The organism is Hamadaea sp. (assembly GCF_013362815.1).
Taxonomy (GTDB): domain Bacteria; phylum Actinomycetota; class Actinomycetes; order Mycobacteriales; family Micromonosporaceae; genus Hamadaea.
Window position 1 is genome coordinate 1 of sequence record NZ_JABFVK010000121.1, and the last position, 23,509, is coordinate 23,509.

24 protein-coding genes and 1 pseudogene are annotated in these 23,509 nt (G+C 70.8%); 7 read left to right on the top strand and 18 right to left on the bottom strand.

What is annotated here, in order from left to right; translation table 11 throughout:
• Window positions 1-211: 211 nt before the first annotated feature.
• From HOV77_RS34435 to HOV77_RS34485, 11 genes and pseudogenes are all read right to left on the bottom strand, one after another.
• Window positions 212-607, bottom strand: a complete 396-nt coding sequence (locus HOV77_RS34435) for a DUF3040 domain-containing protein (RefSeq protein WP_290870556.1) — start codon at window positions 605-607, stop codon at window positions 212-214.
• Between the two features lie 276 nt (window positions 608-883).
• Window positions 884-2,092, bottom strand: a pseudogene (locus HOV77_RS34440) (DNA polymerase IV); the annotation flags it as partial.
• A 76-nt stretch (window positions 2,093-2,168) separates the two neighbouring features.
• A complete protein-coding gene (locus HOV77_RS34445; RefSeq protein WP_290870559.1) occupies window positions 2,169-3,320 on the bottom strand; it encodes a nucleotide pyrophosphatase/phosphodiesterase family protein in 1,152 nt (383 codons plus the stop codon).
• A 43-nt stretch (window positions 3,321-3,363) separates the two neighbouring features.
• Window positions 3,364-4,092 carry a methyltransferase domain-containing protein gene (locus HOV77_RS34450; protein WP_290870563.1) on the bottom strand — a complete coding sequence of 243 codons (729 nt, stop codon included), beginning with the start codon at window positions 4,090-4,092 and terminating at the stop codon, window positions 3,364-3,366.
• Between the two features lie 127 nt (window positions 4,093-4,219).
• On the bottom strand, window positions 4,220-4,936 hold the full coding sequence (locus tag HOV77_RS34455) for a PASTA domain-containing protein (protein ID WP_290870565.1): 717 nt from the start codon (window positions 4,934-4,936) through the stop codon (window positions 4,220-4,222).
• A gap of 108 nt (window positions 4,937-5,044) precedes the next feature.
• The gene (locus tag HOV77_RS34460) at window positions 5,045-6,367 is read right to left on the bottom strand and encodes a hypothetical protein (RefSeq protein WP_290870568.1); all 1,323 of its coding nucleotides are present in this window, start codon (window positions 6,365-6,367) and stop codon (window positions 5,045-5,047) included.
• A gap of 111 nt (window positions 6,368-6,478) precedes the next feature.
• Entirely contained in the window at window positions 6,479-9,814 is a 3,336-nt protein-coding gene (locus HOV77_RS34465; protein ID WP_290870570.1) for an error-prone DNA polymerase, read from the bottom strand.
• A gap of 149 nt (window positions 9,815-9,963) precedes the next feature.
• Window positions 9,964-10,170, bottom strand: a complete 207-nt coding sequence (locus HOV77_RS34470; RefSeq protein ID WP_290870572.1) for a hypothetical protein — start codon at window positions 10,168-10,170, stop codon at window positions 9,964-9,966.
• A 56-nt stretch (window positions 10,171-10,226) separates the two neighbouring features.
• Window positions 10,227-11,765: a DNA polymerase Y family protein gene (locus HOV77_RS34475; RefSeq protein ID WP_290870574.1), complete on the bottom strand. Its 1,539-nt coding sequence runs from the start codon at window positions 11,763-11,765 to the stop codon at window positions 10,227-10,229.
• Entirely contained in the window at window positions 11,758-12,717 is a 960-nt protein-coding gene (locus HOV77_RS34480; RefSeq protein WP_290870575.1) for a hypothetical protein, read from the bottom strand. The genes HOV77_RS34475 and HOV77_RS34480 overlap by 8 nt, the downstream gene beginning before the upstream one ends.
• A gap of 27 nt (window positions 12,718-12,744) precedes the next feature.
• Entirely contained in the window at window positions 12,745-13,194 is a 450-nt protein-coding gene (locus HOV77_RS34485) for an SAV_6107 family HEPN domain-containing protein (protein ID WP_290870616.1), read from the bottom strand.
• A 498-nt stretch (window positions 13,195-13,692) separates the two neighbouring features.
• Here HOV77_RS34485 and HOV77_RS34490 point away from each other — a divergent pair, with 498 nt between their 5' ends.
• The 4 genes from HOV77_RS34490 (at window position 13,693) to HOV77_RS34505 (ending at window position 16,156) form a co-directional block, all read left to right on the top strand.
• Complete coding sequence (locus HOV77_RS34490) at window positions 13,693-14,181, top strand: YbaK/EbsC family protein (protein ID WP_290870578.1); 489 nt, start codon at window positions 13,693-13,695, stop codon at window positions 14,179-14,181.
• A 9-nt stretch (window positions 14,182-14,190) separates the two neighbouring features.
• Window positions 14,191-14,730 carry a GNAT family N-acetyltransferase gene (locus tag HOV77_RS34495; protein ID WP_290870619.1) on the top strand — a complete coding sequence of 180 codons (540 nt, stop codon included), beginning with the start codon at window positions 14,191-14,193 and terminating at the stop codon, window positions 14,728-14,730.
• 89 nt (window positions 14,731-14,819) lie between these two features.
• On the top strand, window positions 14,820-15,317 hold the full coding sequence (locus tag HOV77_RS34500; RefSeq protein WP_290870581.1) for a SigE family RNA polymerase sigma factor: 498 nt from the start codon (window positions 14,820-14,822) through the stop codon (window positions 15,315-15,317).
• Complete coding sequence (locus tag HOV77_RS34505; RefSeq protein WP_290870584.1) at window positions 15,314-16,156, top strand: hypothetical protein; 843 nt, start codon at window positions 15,314-15,316, stop codon at window positions 16,154-16,156. Before HOV77_RS34500 ends, HOV77_RS34505 begins: the two co-directional genes overlap by 4 nt.
• A 165-nt stretch (window positions 16,157-16,321) precedes the next feature.
• Here HOV77_RS34505 and HOV77_RS34510 read toward each other — a convergent pair whose 3' ends face one another.
• Both HOV77_RS34510 and HOV77_RS34515 read right to left on the bottom strand, forming a co-directional pair.
• Complete coding sequence (locus HOV77_RS34510) at window positions 16,322-17,071, bottom strand: CDP-alcohol phosphatidyltransferase family protein (RefSeq protein ID WP_290870587.1); 750 nt, start codon at window positions 17,069-17,071, stop codon at window positions 16,322-16,324.
• Window positions 17,072-17,091: 20 nt separating this feature from the next.
• Window positions 17,092-18,009, bottom strand: coding sequence for a methylenetetrahydrofolate reductase (locus HOV77_RS34515; protein WP_290870590.1), 918 nt, complete (start codon window positions 18,007-18,009; stop codon window positions 17,092-17,094).
• Window positions 18,010-18,184: 175 nt separating this feature from the next.
• On the opposite strand from HOV77_RS34515, the gene HOV77_RS34520 reads away from it, so the two are divergent.
• On the top strand, window positions 18,185-18,487 hold the full coding sequence (locus HOV77_RS34520) for an STAS domain-containing protein (protein ID WP_290870593.1): 303 nt from the start codon (window positions 18,185-18,187) through the stop codon (window positions 18,485-18,487).
• Window positions 18,488-18,641: 154 nt separating this feature from the next.
• Here the strand turns inward: HOV77_RS34520 and HOV77_RS34525 are convergent, their stop codons facing one another.
• Window positions 18,642-19,613, bottom strand: coding sequence for a sigma-70 family RNA polymerase sigma factor (locus HOV77_RS34525; protein WP_290870596.1), 972 nt, complete (start codon window positions 19,611-19,613; stop codon window positions 18,642-18,644).
• A gap of 82 nt (window positions 19,614-19,695) precedes the next feature.
• On the opposite strand from HOV77_RS34525, the gene HOV77_RS34530 reads away from it, so the two are divergent.
• The gene (locus HOV77_RS34530) at window positions 19,696-20,778 is read left to right on the top strand and encodes a polyprenyl synthetase family protein (protein ID WP_290870598.1); all 1,083 of its coding nucleotides are present in this window, start codon (window positions 19,696-19,698) and stop codon (window positions 20,776-20,778) included.
• On the opposite strand, the gene HOV77_RS34535 is transcribed toward HOV77_RS34530, so the two are convergent.
• Window positions 20,771-21,214 carry a ribonuclease domain-containing protein gene (locus HOV77_RS34535; RefSeq protein ID WP_290870601.1) on the bottom strand — a complete coding sequence of 148 codons (444 nt, stop codon included), beginning with the start codon at window positions 21,212-21,214 and terminating at the stop codon, window positions 20,771-20,773. The two genes, HOV77_RS34530 and HOV77_RS34535, sit on opposite strands and share 8 nt — an antisense overlap.
• A 204-nt stretch (window positions 21,215-21,418) precedes the next feature.
• Between HOV77_RS34535 and mptB the strand changes: the two genes are divergently transcribed.
• Window positions 21,419-22,753 carry a polyprenol phosphomannose-dependent alpha 1,6 mannosyltransferase MptB gene (mptB, locus tag HOV77_RS34540; protein ID WP_290870603.1) on the top strand — a complete coding sequence of 445 codons (1,335 nt, stop codon included), beginning with the start codon at window positions 21,419-21,421 and terminating at the stop codon, window positions 22,751-22,753.
• On the opposite strand, the gene HOV77_RS34545 is transcribed toward mptB, so the two are convergent.
• The 3 genes from HOV77_RS34545 to HOV77_RS34555 form a co-directional block, all read right to left on the bottom strand.
• Entirely contained in the window at window positions 22,701-23,006 is a 306-nt protein-coding gene (locus HOV77_RS34545; protein WP_290870606.1) for a lycopene cyclase domain-containing protein, read from the bottom strand. The two genes, mptB and HOV77_RS34545, sit on opposite strands and share 53 nt — an antisense overlap.
• Entirely contained in the window at window positions 23,003-23,311 is a 309-nt protein-coding gene (locus HOV77_RS34550) for a lycopene cyclase domain-containing protein (RefSeq protein WP_290870610.1), read from the bottom strand. The genes HOV77_RS34545 and HOV77_RS34550 overlap by 4 nt, the downstream gene beginning before the upstream one ends.
• A partial coding sequence (locus HOV77_RS34555) for an Rv2175c family DNA-binding protein (RefSeq protein ID WP_290870613.1) occupies window positions 23,312-23,509 on the bottom strand: 198 nt, incomplete at its 5' end. It abuts the gene before it with no gap.

Sequence of the window (23,509 nt, forward strand, 5' to 3'; positions counted from 1 at the left end):
GGCCAGCGCGAAGAACGATCACGGCCAGCGCGAAGAACGATCACGGCCACCGCGAAGAACGATCTCGGGCCGGTATGAAGGAGGTCAGAGCCCGGAAGGAGAACCGCACCCAGCCCCAGCGCGCAGTCAGCTCCGGAGCGCATGAGCAGTGCGGAGGACGGCGTACGCGAAGGCCCCCGCCCGGTGGACGAGGGCCCGCGGTCTCACGGGGTCAGAAGCGGCCTTCAGGCCGGTCACGCCAACGCTGTTCGAGGCGGCCGAGCAGGCCGCCGGAGGAGCGGGCGCCACCACTGCGTACGCGTCGGGAAGCGGTGCCGTCGACAGCGCGCAACTCCCGATTGTGCGCCCGGCGCTGGGATTGGATGGCGAAGGCGGCCGCGGCGAGCATCACGACGAAGCCGGCCACGCCGATCAGGGTGTTGCCGTCGATCGCACCCCAGACGACGAGGGCCAGCCCGGCGGCGACCACCAGGCCTGCGATGATCATGCGGCGACGCGCGTGGAAACGCGGGTCGGTGCTGCGCACCGCCGAGGCGAACTTCGGGTCCTCGGCCAGCGAGCGCTCGATCTGCTCGAACAGACGCTGCTCGTGCTCGGAGAGCGGCACGGCACTCCTCCCCGGTGATCCCCGGGTCGACTCACACCGGCACCGCCGGCGGGGTTTGCGCCTCCGGCAGGCGTCGAGCGGGGGTCGACTGACTCCCAGCAGCCAGGCGGCCGCTGTACCCCAAGTCTACGAGGCAGTGAACCCGTCGGAAAGCGGGTCGAGTCGGTCCGGCTCGGCGCGTTTGTCCGGCTGTCCTCTCCGGCGCGCCGTATCGGCTCGTTGCGGCTGTCCAGACGCCGCCTCGATCCGGGCCGGCCGGGAGTGCCGCTCGCCCGTCTTCAGCAGACTCGCCGGTTTCACGGCGGCCCGGCCGAATCTGCTCGCCGCCGCGTCGACGGCCCGTTCCGCCTCGCGCCAACCACGCTCGGGCTCACCGAGGGCAAGCTGCCGAGCTGCGCCTTCAGCCCCGGCGAGGCCCTCGACGCGTACGCCGATGAGCCGGATCCGATCGGTCGGCCCGAGTGCCCGGAACAACGACCAGGCGGTTTGGAACACCTCTTGGGAGACGTCGGTGGCGACCGGCAGCGTCCGGGACCGGTTGATCGTCTTGAAGTCGGCGAACCTGACCTTGATGGCGATCGTGCGGCCGCTCTGGCCGGACGACCGCAGCCGCGCCCCGACCTGTCCCGACAACGCCAGCATCGTCTGCTTGATGTGCTCGTGATCGGAGACGTCGATGTCGAACGTGGTCTCGGAGCCGATCGACTTCTCCTCGCGGCCGGTCGTCACCGGTCGCGGATCCCGGCCGGAGGCCAGTTCGTGCAGGTGGGCGGCGGCTGCATCGCCGACGGCCGACCGGAGCAGGCCGATCGGCGCCTGGGCGACGTCGCCGACCGTCCGCAGACCCATCCGATGCAGCTGCTCGGCTGAGCGTTCGCCGACGCCCCAGAGCGTGGAGACCGGCAACGGATGCAAGAACTCCAGTACGCGCGCTCGCGGGATGAGCAGCAGCCCGTCCGGCTTGGCCCGGGCTGAGCCGAGCTTGGCCAGGAACTTCGTGGGTGCGATCCCGACCGAGCAGGGCAGCTGCAATTCGCGGGCGATCCGGGCGCGGAGGTCGATGGCGATCTGCGCCGGTGGTCCGAGCAGGCGGCGAGCACCGGCGACGTCGAGGAACGCCTCGTCGACGCTCAGCTGCTCGACCAGCGGCGTCACGTCTCGCAGGATCGCCATCACCGCCCGGGAGGCCTCACCGTATGCCCCGGAGTCGGGCTGGATGAAGATCGCCTGGGGGCAGAGCGCCCGGGCCCGGCTGGTCGGCATGGCACTGCGTACGCCGAAAGCCCGAGCCTCATAGCTCGCCGAGGAGACGACGCCGCGACCGCCGGTGCCACCGACGACCACCGGTTTGCCCCGCAACTCCGGATGTCGCCGCACCTCCACGGAGGCGAAGAAGGCATCCATGTCGAGGTGCAGGATGGAGCAGCCGGTGTCGTCCCCGCCGGGACCGAAGTCCCGCTCCTCGCGCCCGCGCTCACGCCCCATGCCCGCAGATTAGCGCCCCGGTCCGACACCGCCGCCCGAACGCACCGCCGCCCGAACGCACCGGGCGGGCGGCGACTCAAAAAGTCGAGTGGACGAGGAGCGGAATCTCCATCTCGGTGCGCGTACGCGCACCGTGCAACCCGACGAGTTCGAGCACCCGAGCCGGTTCGTGGGCGCTGGCCTGGATCGACCAGTCTTCCCGGCAGACGACCACGATGTCGCCGATCCGCTCGGCGTGCGACGGCGGAACCGGGCCGTACCAGCCGGTCGCGATCGCCTCTTCGCGTACGCCGATCCAGGCGGCGTGGCCGGCGAGGTCCCGCCAGGCGGCCAGGACGTCGGCGCGGGCGCCAGGTTCGGTGTAGAGGTACCGAACCCGGGGTTCGCCCGCGACCGCCCGGACTCCGGTGGTCAACTGGGGTACGGAGTCCAGGTCGATGCGGCGATCCCACGGGGAGATCAGATGCCCGTGGTCGGCCGTGACGATCAGCGCGCTGCCGGTCGGCAGCTCCTCCTGCAGGCGGGCCACGGCTTTGTCCACATCAGACATCGCCTGCCGCCATTCGGGCGAACCCGCCCCGTGTTCGTGCGCCGCCCGGTCGACATCCGGCAGGTACGCGTACACACACCGAGCTCCGGACCGCAGAGCCGTGGCCACCCCCGCGACCATCTCGTCCGCCCCGGTCGCGCCGATGTACCCGAGGTTGCCCGTGCTGCGCCGAGTCAACCCGGTCGCCTCGAACAGCGGGCTGTTGACGACCGCAGTGCCCAGACCGGCCGACCGCACCCGGTCGAGCAGCGGCGTCACGGGTTGCCAGACGACCGGGTCGGGATCGTCCCGCCAGGTGATGTGCACGAGCACCTCGTCGGTGCCCGGCACGAGCGTCGTGAACGCGAGTACGCCGTGCTCCCCCGACTTCGCCCCGGTGCCGAGACTGATCAGGCTGGTCGGCGTGGTGGACGGGAATCCACAGGTGATCGGCCGTCCGGTGGCCGCGAGCGCGGTCAACGCAGGGGCCTGCTCGCGGCCCAACCCGAGCTGATGCCAGCCGAGCCCGTCGAGCAGCAGCACCACGATCCGCTCGACCCCGGGCAGCCAGCTGGCGAGGTCCAGCGGATCGACCAGCCCCGGTACGCCGAGCGCAGTCAGCGCGCCGGGAAGGACGTCACCCAGCCAGCCGCCCGCATAGTCGGGAGCCATCTCGTCGAGCGGAAAGGCAGTGCTCACGCGGTCACCGTCCGGCCGGCGGCGGGCCACCAGGACAACGGCTTCATGCCCTAGCCAGGACGTGCAACTGCGTCGCGATGTCCCGATAGGGCGAACGGGCCGCCGCGGCCAGCTCGAACTGGACAAGAGCCTCGGGATCGGCATCCGCGATGGGACCGGAGACCAGATCCGCCAGAACGCGTACCCCATGGATTTGCTCGATGGTGAACCCTGCGCCGGACAGCACCGCGGAGATCTCACCGGCGTCGTAGCGGCGGCGATGGCCGTCGAGTGCGCCCGGCGCGAGCAGCGACTCGGCCTCGGTGATGCGGCCGGACATGGCCTTGGTCAGCACCGCGGCGGCGCGATTCGCGACGACGACGCTCGCCGCGCCACCCGGCCGGAGGGTGCGCGCGAGCGCCGAGGCGACCCGGCCCGGGTCGTCGACCACCTCGAGCACCGCATGGCACAGCACGAGGTCGGCCGAACCGGGTTCGATCAGCTCGGCCAGGCCGTCGGCGTCGCCCTGGATCGCGGTGAGCCGGCCGCTCAGGTTGGCGTCGGCCGCGCGGCGGATCGCAGCGGCCAGCGCGTCCGGACTCGGATCGACGACAGTCACTCGATGACCCGCCTCGGCCAGCGGCACGGCAAAACCGCCGGTCCCGCCGCCCACGTCAACCACGCGCAGCTGCCGACCGCCGGCCCGTTCCAGCTCGCCGCGGAGCACGGTCCAGATCACGGCGGTACGCGCAGAGCCGCGCAGATGAGTGCGTTCCATCGGGACAGCCTCCATCGGCTCAGCATAGAAGGCACCCGACCGGATCGGCCCGCCCGCCACCGCCTCACTGCCGACCGGCCGCCGCGTTGATCATGGAGTTGGGGGCGCGACACGCCGGACGGGAGGGACCATAGGTTCATGATCAACTAGAGAGGAGGACTACGGCGGTGCCCCACCGCTGCCGCACCCGCTCGACCTGCTCCGGGGTGAACGTGCCCTGCACCACGACCGCGCAGCGTACGGGGTCGATGAAGGAGGAGTACGCGCCGAGCCCGGCATCCGGCAGTTCCGCCTTCACCCCGCCGAGCTGGGCCAGGCTGTGGTCGCACCGCTGCACCCGGTACGCCTCCCCGCCCGCCGCCGCGGCGATGCGCTCTTCCCAGGCCGACTGGTCGGCGGTGGGCCCCAACGCCACGACGTACGCCTTGTGCGGGTTCCCGCCGTCCCAGCCCGCCCCGACGAAGACGTCGGATCGGCTGGCCGCCAGGTCGGTCAGCGCCTTCGCGCCGGGGTGGCCGTCAAATCCGCCGATGTCGGCCGGTCGGCCTGCGACGACGAGCACGACGACGTCGCCCGCGCCTAGACCCACGCCCGCCTTGGGTTCGCTCAGCACGACCTTCCCGGCGTCGACGAGGACTTCGGGGGCGTACCGGACGACGGCGGCGAGCCGGCTCTCGGCGATCAGCTTGAGGGCGTACTTCGTGTCCTTGCCTTTGATGTCGGGGACCCGGACCTCGTCGGCTCCCAAGTCGGTGGGCTTGACCTGAGGGGCCGGCGCGTTGGCCGCCTGTACGCCCGGCTGGGCGCAGCCTCCGGCGGCCACGCCGACGAGAGCGAGAAGCACGAGCGAGCGTCGCATCGGCGGCGTCCCCTTCCTCACGTAGTCGGCTGGATCAGGGTTCCGGGTCGAATCTTGAGTCAAGATTCGACCGCGAACCCTGATCCAGCCCCAATAAAGCCGCAAGAGCTAACTGGTGGCGATGTAGACGTTCAGAGCTTCCTCGATCGACTCGAACGCCTCGGCGTACATGTAGGTCGAGGTGCTGTAACGGCCGCCCGAGCCGCCCACGATCTGGCCGACAGCCGAGGCGGTGGTGCTGCCGTTGCGGAAGTAGAGCGGCCCGCCGGAGTCGCCGGCCCGCACGATGTAGTCGCCGTTGCGGTAGAGGACGAGCAGGCCCGAGGTGCAGCCGATGCCGTCGCAGATCTGGCCGGTGGTGCTGATGACGGTCAGCCCGCAGATCGCGGTGGTGACCATGCCGCTGGAGCAGATGCCGCTGCTCCCGGAGGACACGTAGGTCCGCGAGGTCACCGTACGCGTACAGGGCGAACAGGGCTCGACGTGGATGACGTTGTCGTAGGTCTCGGCCGAGGAGTAGACCCGGCGGGCGTCGGTGGCCGGATACTCGCCCTGGATCGTGCTCTGCGCGACCCCGTAGTACTGCGTCGAGGAGTAGATCGAGGCGCCGGCGGCGAAGCAGTGCCCGGCGGTCGTCATGCCGACGATGCCGTTGGTGTCCCGGCTACGCACCATGAAACCGCTGGTGCAAGTGTTGGACGCGGTGTTCGAGCTGTAGCCGACGCGGATTCCGGCTCCGCCGTAGTGCGGCTCGCCGTCGTTGAGCCGTCCGGTCCGCCCGACCGGGCCGAGTTCCACCACCGCCCGGTCACCCAGCAGCGCAGCGAGCTTGGCGGCCGCCGCGCTCTGCGGAGTGTCCACCGTGACGTGGAACTTGGAGTCCACCGGGTCCAGGTGGAAGGCGTACGCGAACTTGGCGTTGCCGGTCCGCCAGGCGGTTCCCGTCAGGACGGCGTACGCGTCGGCGAGGGCGGCGGCGGAGAAGCATCCCGTCTGCACCCGGAGTGCGGGCGCGCCCGGCCCGAGGCGGGACTGCGCGTCAGCCATCTCCTTGACCAGTCCGGGCGTTCCGGCGTACTCGGGAGTGACGACAGCGACCAGCGACTGGCTGGAGTAGTCGGGTGCGAAGCCGATGAGCCCGCGGCCGACCTTCTGGCTGACCCCCGCGGAGCTGGGCACGTGCCCGAAGACTTGGTTTTCGACGGCGACGAGCGCGGCCGAGGCGCGTTGGCCCTGCTCCCCCGCGAGCCATTGCTGGTACGGATAGAGCCCGTCGGCGTCTGGAGTGGCGCTGCGCAGGGCATCGGCGGCGGCCGGCGTGCCACCGGTGACCACACAGGACGATGCGGCCGGATCAGCCTGAGCGGGCAGCGGCATCAGGGCCGTGACCAGTACGCCTACCGCCGCCATCGCAAGTGACCTAGCTCGCATCTGTTTGCCTCCCCGCGAGTCTGTGCAACTTGCAACGCAACGTAGTCGCGAGTGGACGGGCGCGGCAAGACCCATCCGCCCTCACGGATGTCACGTTCCGGCCAAGATCGGCTACCGGAAGTCGCGTGAGGACGGTCTTGTGGCGATTGGTAGGTGCTCCAGCCGTTCCGCGGACAGATTGACGACACCGCTCGCGATTTCCAGGCGGCCCCGGATCAGCAGGGCCGCGCTGGTACGCGCCACCCGCCGATGCCGCACCCAGAGGCCGGGCGAGCAGACCACGTTGAGCATGCCCGTCTCGTCCTCGAGGCTGAGGAAAGTGACGCCACCGGCGGTGCCGGGCCGCTGCCGGTGCGTGACGAGCCCGCCCACCAGCACGCGGGTGCCGTCGACCGCCCGGCCCAGCTGCGCGATCGGAATCGCCCCGCGCTCGGTCAAAACCGCGCGGACCAGGCGGATCGGGTGGTCGTCCGGGCTCATCCCGGTCGCCCACACGTCCGCGACCAGCTTGTCGACGTCGTCCATCCCGGGCAGCATCGGCGCGTCCAGGCCCGCGATGGTGCCGGGCAGCCGGTCCGGCCGATCCTGCGCGGCGGCTCCCGCGGCCCACAACGCCGCCCGCCGGTCCAGGCCGAACGGCGCGAAGGCGTCCGCGGTGGCCAGGGCCTCGAGATGCCCGGCGGTCAGGTCCGCGCGCCGGGCCAGATCCGCCAGATCGCGATAAGGGCCACCGCGGTCACGTTCCGCCACGATGCGCTCGGCCACCGTTTCCCCGAGGGTACGCACAGCGCCGAGACCGAGCCGGACAGCGGGGCCGCCCAGTCCCCAGCGAGACGGCGGCTCACCGGCGACCGAGCCCCAGCGGGTGGCCCCCGCACTCTCCAAAGTGGCCTTGGCGAGACTCCGGTTGATGTCCGGACGGCGTACCTCGACCCCGTGGCGGCGGGCGTCGTCGGTCAGCGACTGCGGCGAATAGAACCCCATCGGCTGCGCGTTGAGCAACGCGGCCAGGAAGGCGGCCGGGTGGTACCGCTTGAGCCAGGAGCTCGCATAGACGAGGTACGCGAAGCTCATCGCGTGGCTCTCCGGGAAGCCGTAGGACGCGAACGCCTCCAGCTTGCCGTAGATGTCGTCGGCGACCGGCCCGGTGATGCCGTTGGCCGCCATCCCGGCGTAGAGCCGGTCGCGCAGCCGGGCCATCTTCTCGACCGACCGCTTGGCTCCCATCGCCCGGCGGAGCTGGTCGGACTCGCTCGGGGAGAACCCGGCGACGTCGATGGCCAGTTGCATCATCTGCTCCTGGAACAGCGGTACGCCGAGCGTCTTCTCCAACGCGTTGCGCATCAACGGATGCGGGTAGGTCGGCTCCTCCAGCCCGTTCTTGCGGCGGATGAACGGATGCACCGAGCCGCCCTGGATCGGGCCGGGCCGGATCAATGCGACCTCCACCACCAGGTCGTAGAACTTACGCGGTTTCAGGCGCGGCAACGTCGACATCTGCGCCCGGCTCTCCACCTGGAACACGCCCACCGAGTCGGCCCGGCAGAGCATGTCGTAGACCTCCGGATCGTCCATCGGCATGCTCGCCAGATCCATCTCCTCGCCGAGGAACTCGAAGGCGTACCGCAACGCCGAGAGCATGCCCAGCCCGAGGAGGTCGAACTTGACCAGGCCGATGGCGGCGCAGTCGTCCTTGTCCCACTGGAGCACCGTCCGGCCGGGCATCCGCGCCCACTCCACCGGGCATACCTCGATCACCGGGCGGTCGCAGATCACCATGCCGCCGGAGTGGATGCCCAGATGCCGGGGGAAGGTCATCACCTCGTTGGCGAACTCCACCACGTGATCGGGGATGCCCTCGTTGCGGCCGTCCTGCGCGTCGATCCCCGACCACCGTTCCAGCTGCTTGGACCAGGCGTCCTGCTGGCCCGGGGAGAAGCCGAAGGCGCGGGCCATGTCGCGTACCGCCGACTTCGGCCGGTAGGAGATGACGTTCGCCACCTGGGCCGCGTGCCGCCGCCCGTACTTCTCATAGACGTACTGGATGACCTTCTCGCGCTGGTCGGACTCGATGTCGACGTCGATGTCCGGCGGGCCGTCGCGCTCCTCGGCGAGGAACCGCTCGAAGAGCAGGCCGCACTCGACGGCGTCCACATTGGTGATCCAGAGCGAGTAGCAGACCGCACTGTTGGCCGCCGAACCCCGGCCCTGGCAGTAGATCTTGTTTTCTTTGCAGAACTTCACGATGTCGTAGACGATCAGGAAGTACCCGGGATAGTTGAGTTTGGCGATCAGCGCCAGCTCGTGCTCGATCTGGGCGTACGCCTCGGGATGGTTGGTCCCGTACCGGGCCGCCGCCCCTTCGTAGACGAGTTCGCGCAGGTAGGAGTTCTCGTCGTGGCCCGGCGGCACCGGATAGGGCGGCAGGTCGGGCGCCACCAGGTGCAGGTCGAAGGCGAGTTCCTCGCCGAGCCGAGCAGCGTTGGCGACCACTCCCGGGAAGTACGCGAACCGCGCCGCCATCTCCTCCCCCGAGCGCAGGTACGCCGTCCCCGCCGCAGGCAGCCACGGGTCGATCTCGTCGAGCGAGCGCCGCGCCCGGACCGCGGCCAGCGTCGTCGCCAGCCGCCGTCGCCCCGGCACGTGATAGTGCACGTTGTTGGTGGCGACGGCGGTCAGCTTGAGCTGCCGGGCCAGGTCGAACAGCGCCTCGTTGCGGTCGACGTCCATTGGATCGCCGTGATCGATGAGCTCGACGACCACGTTGTCCCGCCCGAACAGGCTGACGAGCCGGTCCAGCTCCTGCTGCGCGGCTTCTGGGCCGTTGCGCAGCGCCTGGGGGACGTGACCCTTCCGGCAGCCGGTCAGCACCACCGCATGATCCTTCACAGCGGCGGCGATCTGCTCGATGTCGTACCTCGGGCGGCCCTTCTCACCCCCGGCCAGCTGCGCCTCTCCGATCGCGGCGGAGAGTCTGGCGTACCCGTGCTGGCCGCGAGCCAGCAAGAGCAGATGACGGCCGGCCGGATCCGGCTCCCCGGTCTGCGGACCCGGCAAGTCGAGGCTCAACTCCGAGCCGAAGATCGTGGGCAGCCCCCAGTCCCGGGCCTCCTCGGAGAACCGCACCACGCCGGGCATCCCGTCGTGATCGGTCACCGCCAGCCCGGTCAACCCGAGGCGGACGGCCTCCCGGACCAGTTCCTCCGGATGGCTCGCCCCGTCGAGGAAACTGAAGTTGGTGTGGCAGTGCAGTTCGGCGTACGCGACGTCGGCCGCTTTGTCCCGCCGGATCAGCGCCGGCGCCGCCGGGCGCTCCCGCTTGCGGCTCTGCGGGCCGATCTCGTCCTCAGCCAGCGGATCGACCACTCGGCCCTCACCCTTCGGGCCGGACAGGCGCCGTTCCAGCTCCTTCCAGGGCAGCGCCTCACCACCGTTGAACCTGCTCACCGAACAAGTGTACTAACCCCTCTGCGCCGCCCCCTCTTTCCGCCGATCATGAACTAATGGGGGTGATCGACAGCGTTTTCCCAGGTCGCCAATCCGGTTTCGGGGTGATCAACTCCCTGAGCGGGTGATCAACCCGAGGCATGACAGAGTCAGAAGGGGAACGCGAACAGCGACCAGAGGTAGTCGACGACGAGCCCGCCGATGCCGAGGGCCAACCCGGTCGCGAGAACTCGCGGGTCAGCCAGCAATCGCAAGAGGCCACTGCGCTTGCCCCGGGCCCGGAGCGCGACGGCGACGACGTACGCCACGCACGCCATCGCCCCGATCGTGAAGAGAATCCGGAACACCATCACCACGAAGGAACAGCATGCCCGTCGATGGCTCGTCGCGCAGCCCGTACTCCTGACGGGTGTCAGTCGAAGACGACGGCGGCGTACCACTCACCGTTGCGGAGCGTGACGACCACCGCGCGGTCGTCGAGCAGCACCTGTAATCGGGCCGACCGTTCGGCGACCCGGCCGTCCCACCAGTGGTCGTCGACCGGCCAGGGTCCGTTCCAGCCCACGATGGGAACGGACCCCCCGTCGAGGACCAGCATCGCGGGTGGCGCGCTCATCCGCAGCCGCCCGTCGATCGTCACCGGCTCGCCGTGTTCGTCGAGTACGCGTACCGGCCGGTGCGGGACCGCCATTAGCGCGCCCGACGGCGTCGGCGTACGCCCCGGCCACGGCCGGTCGTCCGACGCCGGTCGTTCGTCCCCCCATGGAATCAGGCCCCAGGGGATCAGCCGCCCATACTGCCGGCCGCCGAGCAGTGGAGTGAGCACCGCGTCCGGGCCGAGGAGACCCTGCACCCGGGTGGCCGCCCGGTTCGCCCGGTCTCGTTCCGGTCCGGTCTCGCCCCACAGCCCCGGTTGCAACCCGGCTTGCCGCAGTACGCCGTCCGGCGTCAGCGTCAGCCGGAGCACTCCGCCGGTCGGCCGGTCGGAACGCAGCAACCAGCCCTCCAGCTGCCAGCGGACCCGGTCGGCGATGGCCGCGGCGGTCAGCACTCCGTCATGCCGCCAGATCCGGTGCAGTTCCTCACCGTGCACGGTGACCGCGTCGATGGCCAGCCGCGTGCAGGCCATCCCGTACGCGGCCAGCCGCTCGTGCAGTCGTTCGGCGAGTGACCGGGCGGCGAAGGCGGCCACGTCGACCCGATCGACCGGCTCCTCGAACTCGTCGCCGACCGCCAGGTCGGGCGGGACGCTGCGGATCGCGAGGGGCTGAGTGTCGAGTCCGGACGCGAGCTTGTGGGCGACGGCGGCGTCGAGGCCGAACCGGGCCAGCACGTCCGACGGCGGCAGGGCGGCGTACGCCCCGAGGGTGTGCACGCCGAGGCGACGGAGCAGGTCGATGAGTTTGCCCCGGCCGCCGAAGCCGTCGAGCAGGTCGATCGGCAACCCCGCCAGGTACGCAGCGGTCTGCCCGGCGGGGACGAGGCGACCGGCCCGGGCGGCGATCCCGGCGGCGAACACGCCTTCGGCCAGGCCTATCTGCGCCTCGACTCCACAGGCCTGGGCGATGTGTTCGACGACCTGTTCGGCGGCGATCTCCTCACCGCCGAAGTAGCGGGCCGGGCCGCGTACGGCGAAAGCACAGGTCCCGGGACGCAGTATGGCCACTCCCGCGATGAGTTCCTCCACGGCGGCGATGACCGGCTCGAAGGCGCGCGCATCGCGGCTGGGGTCGTCGGCGATCACCACCGATCGAGGTGAGGTGCTCTGCGCCTCCCGCTTGCGCATCCCCCGGCGTACGCCGTCGGCCCGGGCCGCCGCCGAGCAGGCCTGAACCCGGTTGTTCTGCAGGACGATGACGGGTCCCGCCGCATCAACTCCGTCGATGATCTCGGCGGCGATCACCGGCCAGTCGGGACACCACACCACCGCCGTACGCCCGGCGTCAGCCACCGGCGATCGCGCGCAGGTGGCCGCGCGCCGATCGAGAGTCCACAGTGGCCTCAGTGACGTGGGGCCGGATCCCGCCGGTCTCGGTCGGCAGCCAGACGTCGACCTTCCGGGGCCGGGCGGCCGTTCCCCGGCCCCGGGCGGCGATCGTCAGGTGCCGGCAGCGCAGCCGGCCGTGCCCGGGACCCAGCCCCTGCCACTGCGCGCCGACCGGTTCGAGGACCAGATCGGCGGAGTCCCACGGCCCCATCGGAAGCAGGACGCTGCCTCGCAGTCGTGCCCGGGCGGACAACCGCGCGGCGATCTGCGGGGTCACCGGCTCGCGGACGGCCACGACCACCAGGTCGAACCCGTCGAGCAGAGTGGCGACGACCTCCTGCCACTTGGCGCCGGGATGCGGCACCAGGGCCAGTCGTTCGAGGACGATGCCCAGTTCGGCGGCGGCCGCCACACCGAGTTCGGGCAGTCCCACGATGGCGCACCAGGAACCCGCCCGCGACGCCTCGGCGAGCAAAGCGAGCATCACCGAGGTGCCGCCCCAGCTCGTCCGCTCAGCCGACCGCAACGGGGTCAGCTTCGGAGTCCGAGCGCTGCGTGCGGCGGCTGCCCTGGTCGCCGCCGCACGCAGCGCCCCACCCGGCGAGCCGTCCCCGCCGGGGGTCTGGAGGGCGCGGGTGATCGTCACGGTGCTGCCCCGGCGCAGCCCACCGCCCGGAAGTAGTGGTTGCAGCGCCACCGTCACCGGCAGCATCCGGGTGACGTCGTCACCGGCGAGTTCGTCCGCCGTGGTGACGGACTCGGCCGCGACGGCGGACGCCCGGGACCCGCCGGGTCCACCACCAGCCGAACCGGACGCCGCCGACAGCCGCCTCACCGCCGAGCCGACCGCGATGGGCCCGGCTCCGGACGAGGCCACCAGCTCGGCGAGTTCCGCCGCCCGCCGTGCGCTGGACATGGTCGTGCCGCTCCCCCGCTCGGTGTGTCAGGCCACCAGGGTGGGGTGGGACAGACCCAGCGAACCCTGAACGACGTCGATGAACTGCCCGGTCGCGCGGACCAGGTCGTCGGCCTCCCGCGCGGTCACCTTGGCGATGCCGGCCTCGGCCGCCGACCGCTTGGCGGCGCCGGCCGCGAAGAACTCGGCCCACTCCGCCAGCTCCGGAGCGACCTTGGTCAGCAGAAGCCAGGCGCTGGTCACCCGCGATCGGCGGCGGCCGGTGACGGGCTGAGCGCGCATGGCGAGAACCGCGGCGGCCACTCGCAGGGCGGCCAGGTGAGCGGTGGCGTATCGCTGGGCGGCGGACGGCGCGGCGGCGGCTTCGATGAGCCCGCGGCGGGCCAACGCCAGCAGCTCGACGGGGGTGCGATGAGGCAGCAGATGAGCGGAGACGGGAGTACGGGCGGCGCCCGTGGTCAGCGACGGCGTGGTCATCTTGTGCGTCTCCTTCGGCGGTCGACGGTCGGGTCGAACACACCACTGCGGGGGAAGACGCAGCAGCTCGCGGCTGCTCACCACACCTCGCTTACGCAAGGCGGGGGCGCGGCGGTGGACGGCGTCGCCGCCACCGCCTCGCCGGCTGGCCGGGGGGTGTGGAGCTTCCCCACACCACACCCGACCGGCCAACCGATCGGGTACGCCATCCGCCACCCGGGGGTCGGGTGGGCGGCGGATGGCGATCCCGCCTGTCAGAACCGCGAACACCGCGAATGTCCTTCGGTTCTGGAGTGGCGCGCTGCGCAAGCGCGCCGCCTGCGGGGTCACGGCCGCGAACCGCTCCCCCTGCAGGACACTCTATTCGAACACTGTTCGAAAGTCTAGAACGCTCGTTCGAACTCTTCGGCGAGTCTACCGCGAGGGTACGACAAAAACCGACCCCTCGGCGGCGTGCTGCCGAACCCCCTTCCCGCCGGTTGGTGGGACAATCACGGGATGCATGACCACCCCAACGTCCGCGCCGTGCAGGACGCCCTCGACTGCGCCGACGCGGTGGACGGCAGCGGTCGCCCCAGCAGCATCCGCATCCTCCCGGAGGCGGTGCACACCGCAGCGCTGGCCGCGGCCGCGCTCGGCGTCGAGGTCGGCCAGATCGCCAACTCGCTGATCTTCTCGGCCGACGGCGATCCCCTCCTCGTCCTCACCTCGGGCGCGCATCGCGTGGACACCAAGCTGATCGCCCGGACCCTCGAACTGTCGCGTGTGGATCGTGCCACGCCGGAGTTCGTCCGCGAGCACACCGGCCAGGCCATCGGCGGCGTCGCGCCGCTCGGTCACCCCAAGCCGGTGCGCACGCTCGTCGATCAGGCACTCGAAGGGTACGCCGAGATCTGGGCGGCCGGCGGAGTGCCCCAGTCGGTCTTCCCCACCACGTACGCCGAGCTGCTGCGGATCACCGGCGGCGTACCCGTGAAGGTGAACTGACCCATGGGTATCCGGCTGATCGCCTGGACTCCGGAGGATCTGCAGCGGCGGCTGCCCGAGGTCATCGAGGTGTACGGCGAGGCGATGGGGCATTCCGGAGCCGACCTGCAGGCCCGGGCCGGCCGCTTCGCCGCCCACGTACGCCGTCCCGATGTCCGCGGCGTGGCCACGCTGACCACGGACGGGCAGTTGCTCGGCTTCGGCTACGGCTACCCGGGCGGCCCCGGCCAGTGGTGGCACGACCAGGTCAACGCGGCGCTGGACGCCGATCAGCGCAAACTCTGGATGAGCGACCCGTTCGAAGTCGTCGAGCTGCACGTACGCCCGGCGGCGCAAGGCCATGGCATCGGCGCTCAGCAGCTCAACGCGTTGCTGAAGATGGCGACCGGGGAGACCGCGCTGCTGTCGACCCCGGAGGCGGACGAGCAGAAGTCCCGGGCCTGGCGGCTCTATCGCCGGTTCGGCTTCTCCGACGTGCTGCGTCATTTCCTCTTCCCGGGGGACTTCCGCCCGTTCGCCGTGCTGGGCCGTTCACTCCCGCTCGACTGAGCCCTCGAGAGACGGGCCGAATTCCCGGCGACTCGATGCAACCTCGTCACGCATGCCTTCCGTCGATGGGATGACGATGGGGAGGCCGAGTGAAGAAGTCCGACGAGGACGAGTTCCGTGCCTTCGTCACGGTCCGGATGGATCGCTGGCGGCGCGCGGCGTACCTGCTGTGTCATGACTGGCATCTGGCCGACGACCTGGTCGCGGTCGTCGTGGGCAAGATCTACGACCACTGGCGGCGGGTCGCCGCGGCCGACAATCCCGACGCGTACGCCCAGCGCGTGCTCACGCGATCGTGGCTGGACGAGCGGCGGCGGCCCTGGCGGCGAGAGCATCCGACGGGTCTGCCGCCCGAACCTGCGCACGCGCAGGCCGACCGGACCGCCGACCGCAGTCACCTCATAGCTCTGCTCGCCGGGCTGGCACCGGGGCAACGGGCCGTCGTCGTCCTGCGCTTCTACTTCGACCACTCCGTCGAGGAGACCGCCGAGCTGCTCGGAATCTCCGTGGGAACAGTCAAGAGCCAGTCGGCGCGGGGGCTCGAGACGCTGCGTTCCCTGGCCCACACACAAGGGAGCATCCCGTGAACGAGCTGATGAACCAGGAGTTCTTCGACGAGCGGATGGCGACGCCGCCACCGTCCACAATTGACATCGACCGGATCGTCGCACACCGGCGTCGCCGGGCCTTGGTACGCCGGTCGGCGGCCACCGGGTCAGCCGCCTTGGCGAGCGTGGCTGCCATCGCGGTCGCCTTCGCCTTGGCCGGAAGCGCCCGGTCACAGCCGATCCGGCCGCCGACCGCGGCAGCTTCCTCCACCACGGCGACCCCCGGATCCTTCGCGATCCGGACCGGCACCGAGGCGGACCGCCAAGCGACGCTCGACAGCCTCCAGACTGCACTGGAGTACGCCATGGCCACGAACGCTTCCGGGGTGGCCTGGGTCTTCATGCCCGATCTCGCCGCGGAGACACCGGGGCCGGACGGGCACCCGGAGATGCATGCCTCGGCCTATCCGCAGGCCGGATTCTCCGCGCGATCCGGCCTCGCGGCCGACGGCGAACGGGCGGGATTCAACCTCCGGCTCTCCGCACCGGGCTGCGCCACCGTCAAGGAGCATCCGGGAGCCGCCGTCTGCAACTCCGTCTACGACTGCGCCCACCTGGACTCGGCGAGCACGTGCCACCAGACGACGACGGTGACCGGCCTGCCTTTGACGACGTGGACCAGCCGGGATCAATCCGGGGCGAGGACGCTCATCACCTACGGCGCACAGGTGCTGGTCCGGGGTGGATACATCCTGAAGGTCTACGCCACCAATCAGTGGGGTGGGGACGCGGACGCGATCAGCACGACGGAGCCCATTCTGACGCCGGCGCAGGTGGCGGCGATCTCCGTCCAGATCGGCGAGCTCGTCACCGGCTAGCCCGCACTCTCAGCGCTGGATCAGGGTTCTCGGTCGAATCATGGCGCAAGATTCGACCGAGAACCCTGATCCAGCGGGCAAGCGGGCCAGCGCCCAAGCGGCCAAGCGGCCAAGCGGGCAAGCGCCCAAGCGCCCAAGCGGGCAAGCGCCCAAGCGCCCGAAGGGCTAGTAGCTGAGTCCCTTGCGGACGACCGCCAGCAGTTGCACGAAGCCGAACAGGCCGAGCAGCGCCCATAGGGCGAGCACGAGGGTGCTGGTCCCGGCGGGCAGGTCGTCGGCGAGCGGGGCGACGACGCCCGCGATCAGCAGCATGGCGACGGTGGACGCCATCCGCAGTGGACGGTCGCCGACGGTCGACGTGCCGGCTGGGCGCATACCGCCGGCCATCGCGCGCGCCCGGACGTATTCGTGCGCCGCCATCAGAACGCCGCAGACCAGGATCAGCAACGTCGCGGCGCCCAGCGCGGCGGCAGCCCACAGCCAGCAGATCTCCGCCGCCCGTTCACCGAGACTTCGATAGAACGCCTCGCGGCGCACCGCCCCGCCGAGCAGTACGCTCACCGCCCGGCTGGCCGCCTCGGCGAGCAGCCCGACGCCCAGGAGGACGGCGGCCAGCAACGGCCAGCGCCCCCCGCCCGCCGAGATCAGCGGGACGAACAGGGCGGCCAGCACCGCGCCGGCGGTCGTCGCCGCGGCGGTGCCCCCGATCCGGATCAGCGCGATCCCGCACTTGTACGCCAGCCGAGCCCACCAGCGCTGGCCCGGCCCGGCATGCCGCAGATCGAAACCGTCGTTCGCGGCGGCCCAGGCGGACACGAACTTCGGCCAATCCATGATCGCCCGCGGATTCACGGCGGGCTCGGCCGGTATCTCGCCTTCGTTCGCGGTCCAGTCCGTCGCCCCGTCGCTGATCATGGTCCCCCGCTGTCGCCGTCCTACACGAGCGCACCCTCTCGCAGGTTGCGCCAGACCTCCCGGCTGGATGTCGACCTGTTCAACGTGATGAAGTGCAATCCGGGTGCGCCCTCGGCGAGAAGTCGATCACTCAGCGCGGTCGCCACTTCCACGCCGATCGCGCGTACCGCCGAGGCGTCGTCACCGACCTCGCGCAGCCGCGCGGCCAGGTCCACGGGGAAGACCATGCCGGTGAGCTGGGCGAACCGCTCGATCTGGGAGGCGTTCGTGACCGGCATGACGCCGGGCACGATCGGGTTGTCGTAGCCGCGGGCCGCGACCGCGTCGCGCAGCCGGACGTAGTCCTCCCAGTTGAAGAAGATCTGGGTGATCGCGAAGTCCGCGCCGAGCTGGAACTTGCGCACCAGCGTGTCGACGTCCTCGGTGAGCGACCGCGACCGCGGATGCTGCTCCACGAACGCGGCCACACCGACACAGAAATCACCGCTGTCGCGGACCAGCCGCACCAGCTCATCGGCGTACGTCAGGCCGTCCGGGTGGGGAATCCACGCGGCCTGCGGGTCACCGGGCGGATCGCCCCGCACGGTCAGCACGTTGCGCACGCCGGCGTCCGCGTAATGCCCGATCACGTTGCGCAGCTCGGCCACCGAGTGATTCACCGCGGTGAGATGGCCCATCGGCACCAGCGTGGTCTGCGCGGCGATCCGTTCGGTCCAGGCCACGGTCGTGTCGCGGGTCGTGCCACCCGCGCCATAAGTGATCGACACGTACGCCGGGCGCAGCGCCTCGAGTTCGCGGATCGCCTGCCACAGCAGCACGTCGCCCTCGGGCGTCTTGGGCGCGAAGAACTCGAACGAGATCGTCGGCTCCGGCGAGGCGAGCAGGTGTCCCACGGTCGGCCGGTCGCCGGGGAAGGTCGAAGGGGCGCCCAGGGTCATGCCCGTCACTCTAACCCCGACCAGGACAAACGTCCGCATCCATCCCAGCCGGTGGCCGTCACGAGCGGTTTTCGCCGACGAATCGAGCCGACGGCGATGAGTTGGCGGCATCCCAGCCGTCAGAACCCGTGAACGCATGACCCTGCGGATGACCGCGGCGACAGGAGGCAGCCCCGTGCTCGGCCCTGAGGCACCGCCCCCCGATCCGGTCGTCTGGAGACTCGGACCGGCGCTCGATCGCGCCGACATCCCCGAGCTGTGCCGACGCCTGGAGACGCTGCTCGACGTCGTCGACGAGGTCGTCGTCTTCGACGTCAGCGGCATCCTGCGCCCCGACGCCGTGACCGTGGACACGCTGGCTCATCTGCACGTGGCCGCCCGGCGGCGGGGACGCCACATCCTGGTCACCGGGGCGAGCCCGCAGTTACTCCTGCTCCTCTCGCTGATCGGTCTCGGCGGCGCGCTTCCCCTCGCCTGACCGCCTGCTGTCCCGCTCCCGACTCCCTGCGTTCACGCTCGCCGCGCCGCAAGATCATCGCGTTATGCCGGATAACGCGGCTTTGGCGCGCTGGATAACCGCGTTATCCCAGGATCCTGCGCGGGCGCCGACCGCCAGGCGCGGGCGCCGACCGCTAGTCGAGCCGCGGCGGCAGCCCGAACAGCGGGAACAGCCGCTCGGTGTCCAGGAAGTTGTTCACGTACGCGATCTTCCCGTCGACGATCTCGAGGATGATCAGCGCCCAGGGTTCGTGCCCGTGGCCGTTCGCGGCCGGCCGGTACTGCCCGAACGCGGGGCTGCCGTTGGCCGCGGTCGGGATGAGCCGGGAGTTGCGGCAGCCGTTGCCGGTGCCGAGCATCCACGCGCGGATCTCGGCCGGGCCCCGCAGCCACATCTCCAGCGGCGGCATCGACAAGACGACGTCTTCGTGGAGCAGCTTGGCCAGGGTGTCGAGGTCGTAGCTCTCGAACGCGGCGACGTATTTGCCGAGGAACTCCTGCTGAGCCTGGTCGAGGGCGTCGAGCGCGTCGGTCTGGGCGGTGTCGACGGCGGCGAGCGTCGCCCGGGCCCGCTGCAGCGCGCTGTTGACCGAGGCCACGGTGGTGTCGAGGAGCTCAGCCGTCTCGGCCGCCGACCATTGGAGCACTTCGCGCAGGATGAGCACGGCCCGCTGGCGCGGCGCGAGGTGCTGCAACGCGGCGACGAAGGCGAGCCGGATGCTGTCGCGGGTGACGGCGACGTCAGCGGGGTCGCCGTTCGACGGGAGCACCTGACTGTCGGGAACCGGCAACAGCCAGGTGGGCTCGGGCAGCGGCGCGTTCGGCAGACCGGCCGCGGTCGAGGCGGGCCCGAGGTCCATCGGCCGGGCCCGGCGCTGGCTGCCGCCCAGCATGTCGAGGCAGACGTTGGTGGCGATGCGATAGAGCCAGGACCGCAGCGCCGAGCGCCCCTCGAACCGGTCGTACGCCTTCCACGCGCGCACCATGGTCTCCTGCACGGCGTCCTCGGCCTCGAAGCCGGAGCCGAGCATCCGGTAGCAGTAACCGGTCAGTTCGGAGCGATAAGGCTCCAGTTGCTCGATCACGTTATCGGCGATGACAGTCACAACCGCGAAACTACCCGAGACGTACGACACCGGGAACCGGGTCGGATCAAGGTGAGCGGCGCGTGGCGACTAAGTTTGAGGAGTGACTTCATCGGCGGTGCCCCACCCCACCGACGAGGCCGATCTTCGCCGTCGGGTGGACGGGGCGCTGCGCGCCTTCCTCACCGATCGGCGGGCTCAGCTCGTCTCGATCGATCCTGAGCTGGCCCCGCTCTCCGACGCGATCGACGCCCTGGTCCTGGGCGGCGGCAAGCGGCTCCGGCCGGCGTTCGCGTACTGGGGATATCGGGCGGCCGGGGGCGAGGACTCCGACGCCGTCGTCGCTTCCGTGGCGTCGCTGGAGCTCGTGCAGGCCAGCGCCCTGATTCACGACGATCTCATCGACCGGTCCGACACCCGGCGCGGTGAACCGGCGGCCCACCGGCGGTTCAGCGAGTTGCACCTCAAGAACTCGTGGCACGGCGAACCGGCCGACTTCGGCGCGTCCGCCGCCATCCTGCTCGGCGACGCCTGCCTCGTGTGGTCGGACGAGCTGCTGCACGCGGGCGGACTCGATCCGGTGACGCTCGCCCGGTGCCGGCCCGTCTTCGACGCGATGCGTACGGAGGTGACCGCCGGGCAGTACCTCGACGTGCTCACCCAGGCGACCGGGGACACCTCGCTGCGCCGGGCCGGGACGGTGGCCCGCTACAAGTCGGCCAAGTACACCGTCGAACGCCCGTTGCTGCTAGGGGCCGCCATCGCTGACGCTCCCGTCGCGCTGCGGGTGGCGTACTCGGGGTTCGGGGTGCCGTTGGGCGAGGCGTTCCAGCTGCGCGACGACGTCCTCGGGGTCTTCGGCGATCCGCTGGTCACCGGTAAACCGGCCGGCGACGACCTGCGGGAAGGCAAGCGCACCTATCTCATCGCGGCCGCCCTCGACCGGGCCACCGCCGTCGAACGGGCGGCCGTGCTCGACCTGCTCGGCAGTCCCGACCTCGACGCCGCGGGGGTGTCGACGCTCCGCGAGATCATCGTCGGCACCGGTGCTTTGACGCGTACCGAAGAGAGAATCGCGGAATTGACCGCCGCGGCACTGGCGGCGTTGCGCGGCGCGAAGCTGGATCCCGACGGGGAGCAGATGCTGTTGCGCCTGGCCGACGCCAGTACGCGCCGCGCTACCTGAGGACTTGCCGGAACGACTCGTAATGGTCGTCGGTGTAGTAGATGTCGCCGTTCTGGCCGACGATGAGCCGCCGCGCGCCACGGTCCCGTGACCCCGGGGTGGGGACCGTGTACTCGTGGTAGTAGCCGCGATTCTGCGGCGGCAGCAGGCGTTCGTTGTTGCCGAAGACGATCCCGTCCCGGTCGTACGGGTACGGCCCACCCTTGTCGATCAGCGCGAGCGTGTCGCGGGCCTGTTGCGGCAGTTTCGCGACCGCGACCGTGGGCAGGCCGGAGACCGGCGTCTTCGCACCGGCGACCGGAACCGCGGAGGTCGCCGTCGGAGCCGGGCTGTCGGTCGAGCGCCCGGCGCAGAAGCCGAGAGCGGTGGCGAGCACCACCACCAGCACCGCCGCCACGGCGACGAGAACGGGCAGACGACGCCGGACGATCTCCATGCGGGCAGTGTGCCATGCGACGCCGTACGGGACGCGGATGCGACCATGTCCCCGGCGGACGGCCGTTGCCGATCAGGGTCGCGCGGGATCGATCATGAGCTGGCGGACATGACGCGCCGGTCGAGCATGACCGATAGTTCATGATCGCGCGGAAAGAGCGGCGCGGAAAGAGCGGCGCGGAAAGAGCGGCGCGGGAGGTAGCGAATGCGTCTAGCAGGGCTGGGGGCGGCCATGGTGCTGGCGGCTGCAGCATGGCTGGCCGGAGCGCTGCCGTCGGGAGACCCCGCGCCGACGCTGCGTCTGGAGGGTCTGGGGTCCACCAGCGGCAAGTTCCAGCTAGGGCTCGTCCTCTGGCTCGTGGCGACAGCGGTCCTCTGCGTGGCCTGGTGGCACCGGAAGGGATCAGTGTGGTGGTTCGCGCCGTTGCTGCTCGCTCCCCCACTGGCCAGCCGGGACGTCTACGCGTACGCGTGCCAGGGGGACATCTGGCTCGCCGGGCTCGATCCCTACAAACTCGGCGTGGCGGACGGCGGCTGCCTCTGGACGCCCAGTGTGCCGGAACTCTGGTGGCATACGCCGACTCCGTACGGCCCGCTCGCGATCGTCCTCAGTGGAGCTGCGGTGGGCCTCGCCAAGATCGTGTCGAACGATCTCGACACGCAACTGGCGATCGCGGTCACCGGCCTGCGGCTCGTCGCGCTGGGCGGGCTCGCCCTGCTCGGCTGGGGTTTGCAGCGCCTGAGCAAGTCCCGGTGGCTGGGCCTGATCACGCCGCTGGTCGCGATCCACGCCGTCTCCGGGGCGCACAACGACGCGCTCATGGCCGGTCTGATCGTCGCCGCGCTAGCTGCCGCGAAGACACGGTCCAAACACGACTGGATCATCGCCGGAGTGCTGCTCGGCGGGGCGGTCGCGGTCAAGGTCACCGCCCTGGTGGCGCTGCCGTTCGTGCTGCTCCTGCTGCCGCCGTGGCGGCAACGCTGGGCGGCACTCGCGGCCGGCGTCGGCACGTTCGCCGCCCTCACCCTCGCGTCCGGTCTCGGCCTCGGCTGGGCGCAAGGCCTGCGCAACACCGGTGACCTGCAACAATGGACATCACTGCCGACCGGCGCGGGCATGGCGGCCGGCTATCTGCTCCGCGCGTTCGGGATCGACGCGATGTCCGCGTGCATCACCGTGGCACGTGCGCTCGGTCTGCTCGCCATCGCCGTCATCGGCTTGTACGCCGTGCGCAAGTCGTGGAAGGCGCCGGCCGCGACGGTGATCGCCGCCTGCGGTTGGGTCCTCGCCGCAGTCGCCGTCCTCGGTCCCGTCTTCTACCCCTGGTACGCCCTAGCGCCCCTGGCCGTGCTGGCCGCCGGCACCGAGGCGTGGACGAAGACGCGGGTGGCGGTCACGATCGGCCTGTGCTTCCTGGTGCTGCCCAACGGATTGGGGCTGGCGGTGCTCACCAAGGGACCCGGGGCCTTCGCCGCTGGAGCGGCGGTCATCGCCCTGGTCGCGTACGCCGTCCGAGCCAGACCCAGATCGACAGCGTGAGCAGCACCAACGCGAATCCGAAGAGCAGATCCTCGATCGGGGCGTACGCGATCCGCAGCCCCAGAATCGTCCAGTCCGCATAGCGTACGACCCCTCGGCCGGTGAGCACGCCGTTGGAGAGCAGCTGGAACAGCAGCACGATCGGGTAGGTGGCCCAGAACACCAGCCCCGCCAGCAGACGCGTACGCAGGACCCAGAGATCGATGACGACGGCGGCCAGCACACCGAGGATCACGGAGGCCGTGTAGGTCATCGCTTCAACACGGTTCGCACCGCTTCGTAGCCCAGAATCGCGCACAGCGGCACCACCACGAAGAAGAGCGCCTCCTCCAGTGGCAGGCCGGGCCCTACGCGTACCCCTAGGATCTGCGCGGAGTCGAAGGACCACCAACCGGAGTTGACGGCGGCCAGGTCCCAGAGGAGGAACGCGGCCGCGACCGGCGCGACGGTGAGCGCCAGGCGACGGACCTGGCGCAACACCCCCACACGCAGCACGGGTTCCAGCCAGAGCGCGCAGAGCAGGCAGCCCGTGAGGACGGCGAGGTAGGTGAACCGCATCTAGAAGGCGAGCGCCTGCGCGCGCCGTTTGACCTCGCGCGCCAAGTCACCGCCCAGCGCCTGCGCGGGGGTGCCTGGAAGGGTGTCGTCGACGGTGTAGAGCCACCGCAGCGCCTCTTCGTCGTTGTACCCGGCGTCCCGCAGCAACGTCAGCACGCCGGGGAGGTGCTTGAGCACGGTGTCGTTCGCCACCAGCTC

Coding starts and splice junctions, on each gene's coding strand:
- HOV77_RS34535 (WP_290870601.1), bottom strand. CDS start 21,214: ATGGAGATCGTCCGGCGTCGTCTGCCCGTTCTCGTCGCCGTGGCGGCG.
- HOV77_RS34485 (WP_290870616.1), bottom strand. CDS start 13,194: ATGACCACGCCGTCGCTGACCACGGGCGCCGCCCGTACTCCCGTCTCC.
- mptB (WP_290870603.1), top strand. CDS start 21,419: ATGCGTCTAGCAGGGCTGGGGGCGGCCATGGTGCTGGCGGCTGCAGCA.
- HOV77_RS34490 (WP_290870578.1), top strand. CDS start 13,693: ATGCATGACCACCCCAACGTCCGCGCCGTGCAGGACGCCCTCGACTGC.
- HOV77_RS34510 (WP_290870587.1), bottom strand. CDS start 17,071: ATGATCAGCGACGGGGCGACGGACTGGACCGCGAACGAAGGCGAGATA.
- HOV77_RS34450 (WP_290870563.1), bottom strand. CDS start 4,092: ATGGAGGCTGTCCCGATGGAACGCACTCATCTGCGCGGCTCTGCGCGT.
- HOV77_RS34515 (WP_290870590.1), bottom strand. CDS start 18,009: ATGACCCTGGGCGCCCCTTCGACCTTCCCCGGCGACCGGCCGACCGTG.
- HOV77_RS34455 (WP_290870565.1), bottom strand. CDS start 4,936: ATGCGACGCTCGCTCGTGCTTCTCGCTCTCGTCGGCGTGGCCGCCGGA.
- HOV77_RS34545 (WP_290870606.1), bottom strand. CDS start 23,006: ATGACCTACACGGCCTCCGTGATCCTCGGTGTGCTGGCCGCCGTCGTC.
- HOV77_RS34550 (WP_290870610.1), bottom strand. CDS start 23,311: ATGCGGTTCACCTACCTCGCCGTCCTCACGGGCTGCCTGCTCTGCGCG.
- HOV77_RS34480 (WP_290870575.1), bottom strand. CDS start 12,717: ATGTCCAGCGCACGGCGGGCGGCGGAACTCGCCGAGCTGGTGGCCTCG.
- HOV77_RS34460 (WP_290870568.1), bottom strand. CDS start 6,367: ATGCGAGCTAGGTCACTTGCGATGGCGGCGGTAGGCGTACTGGTCACG.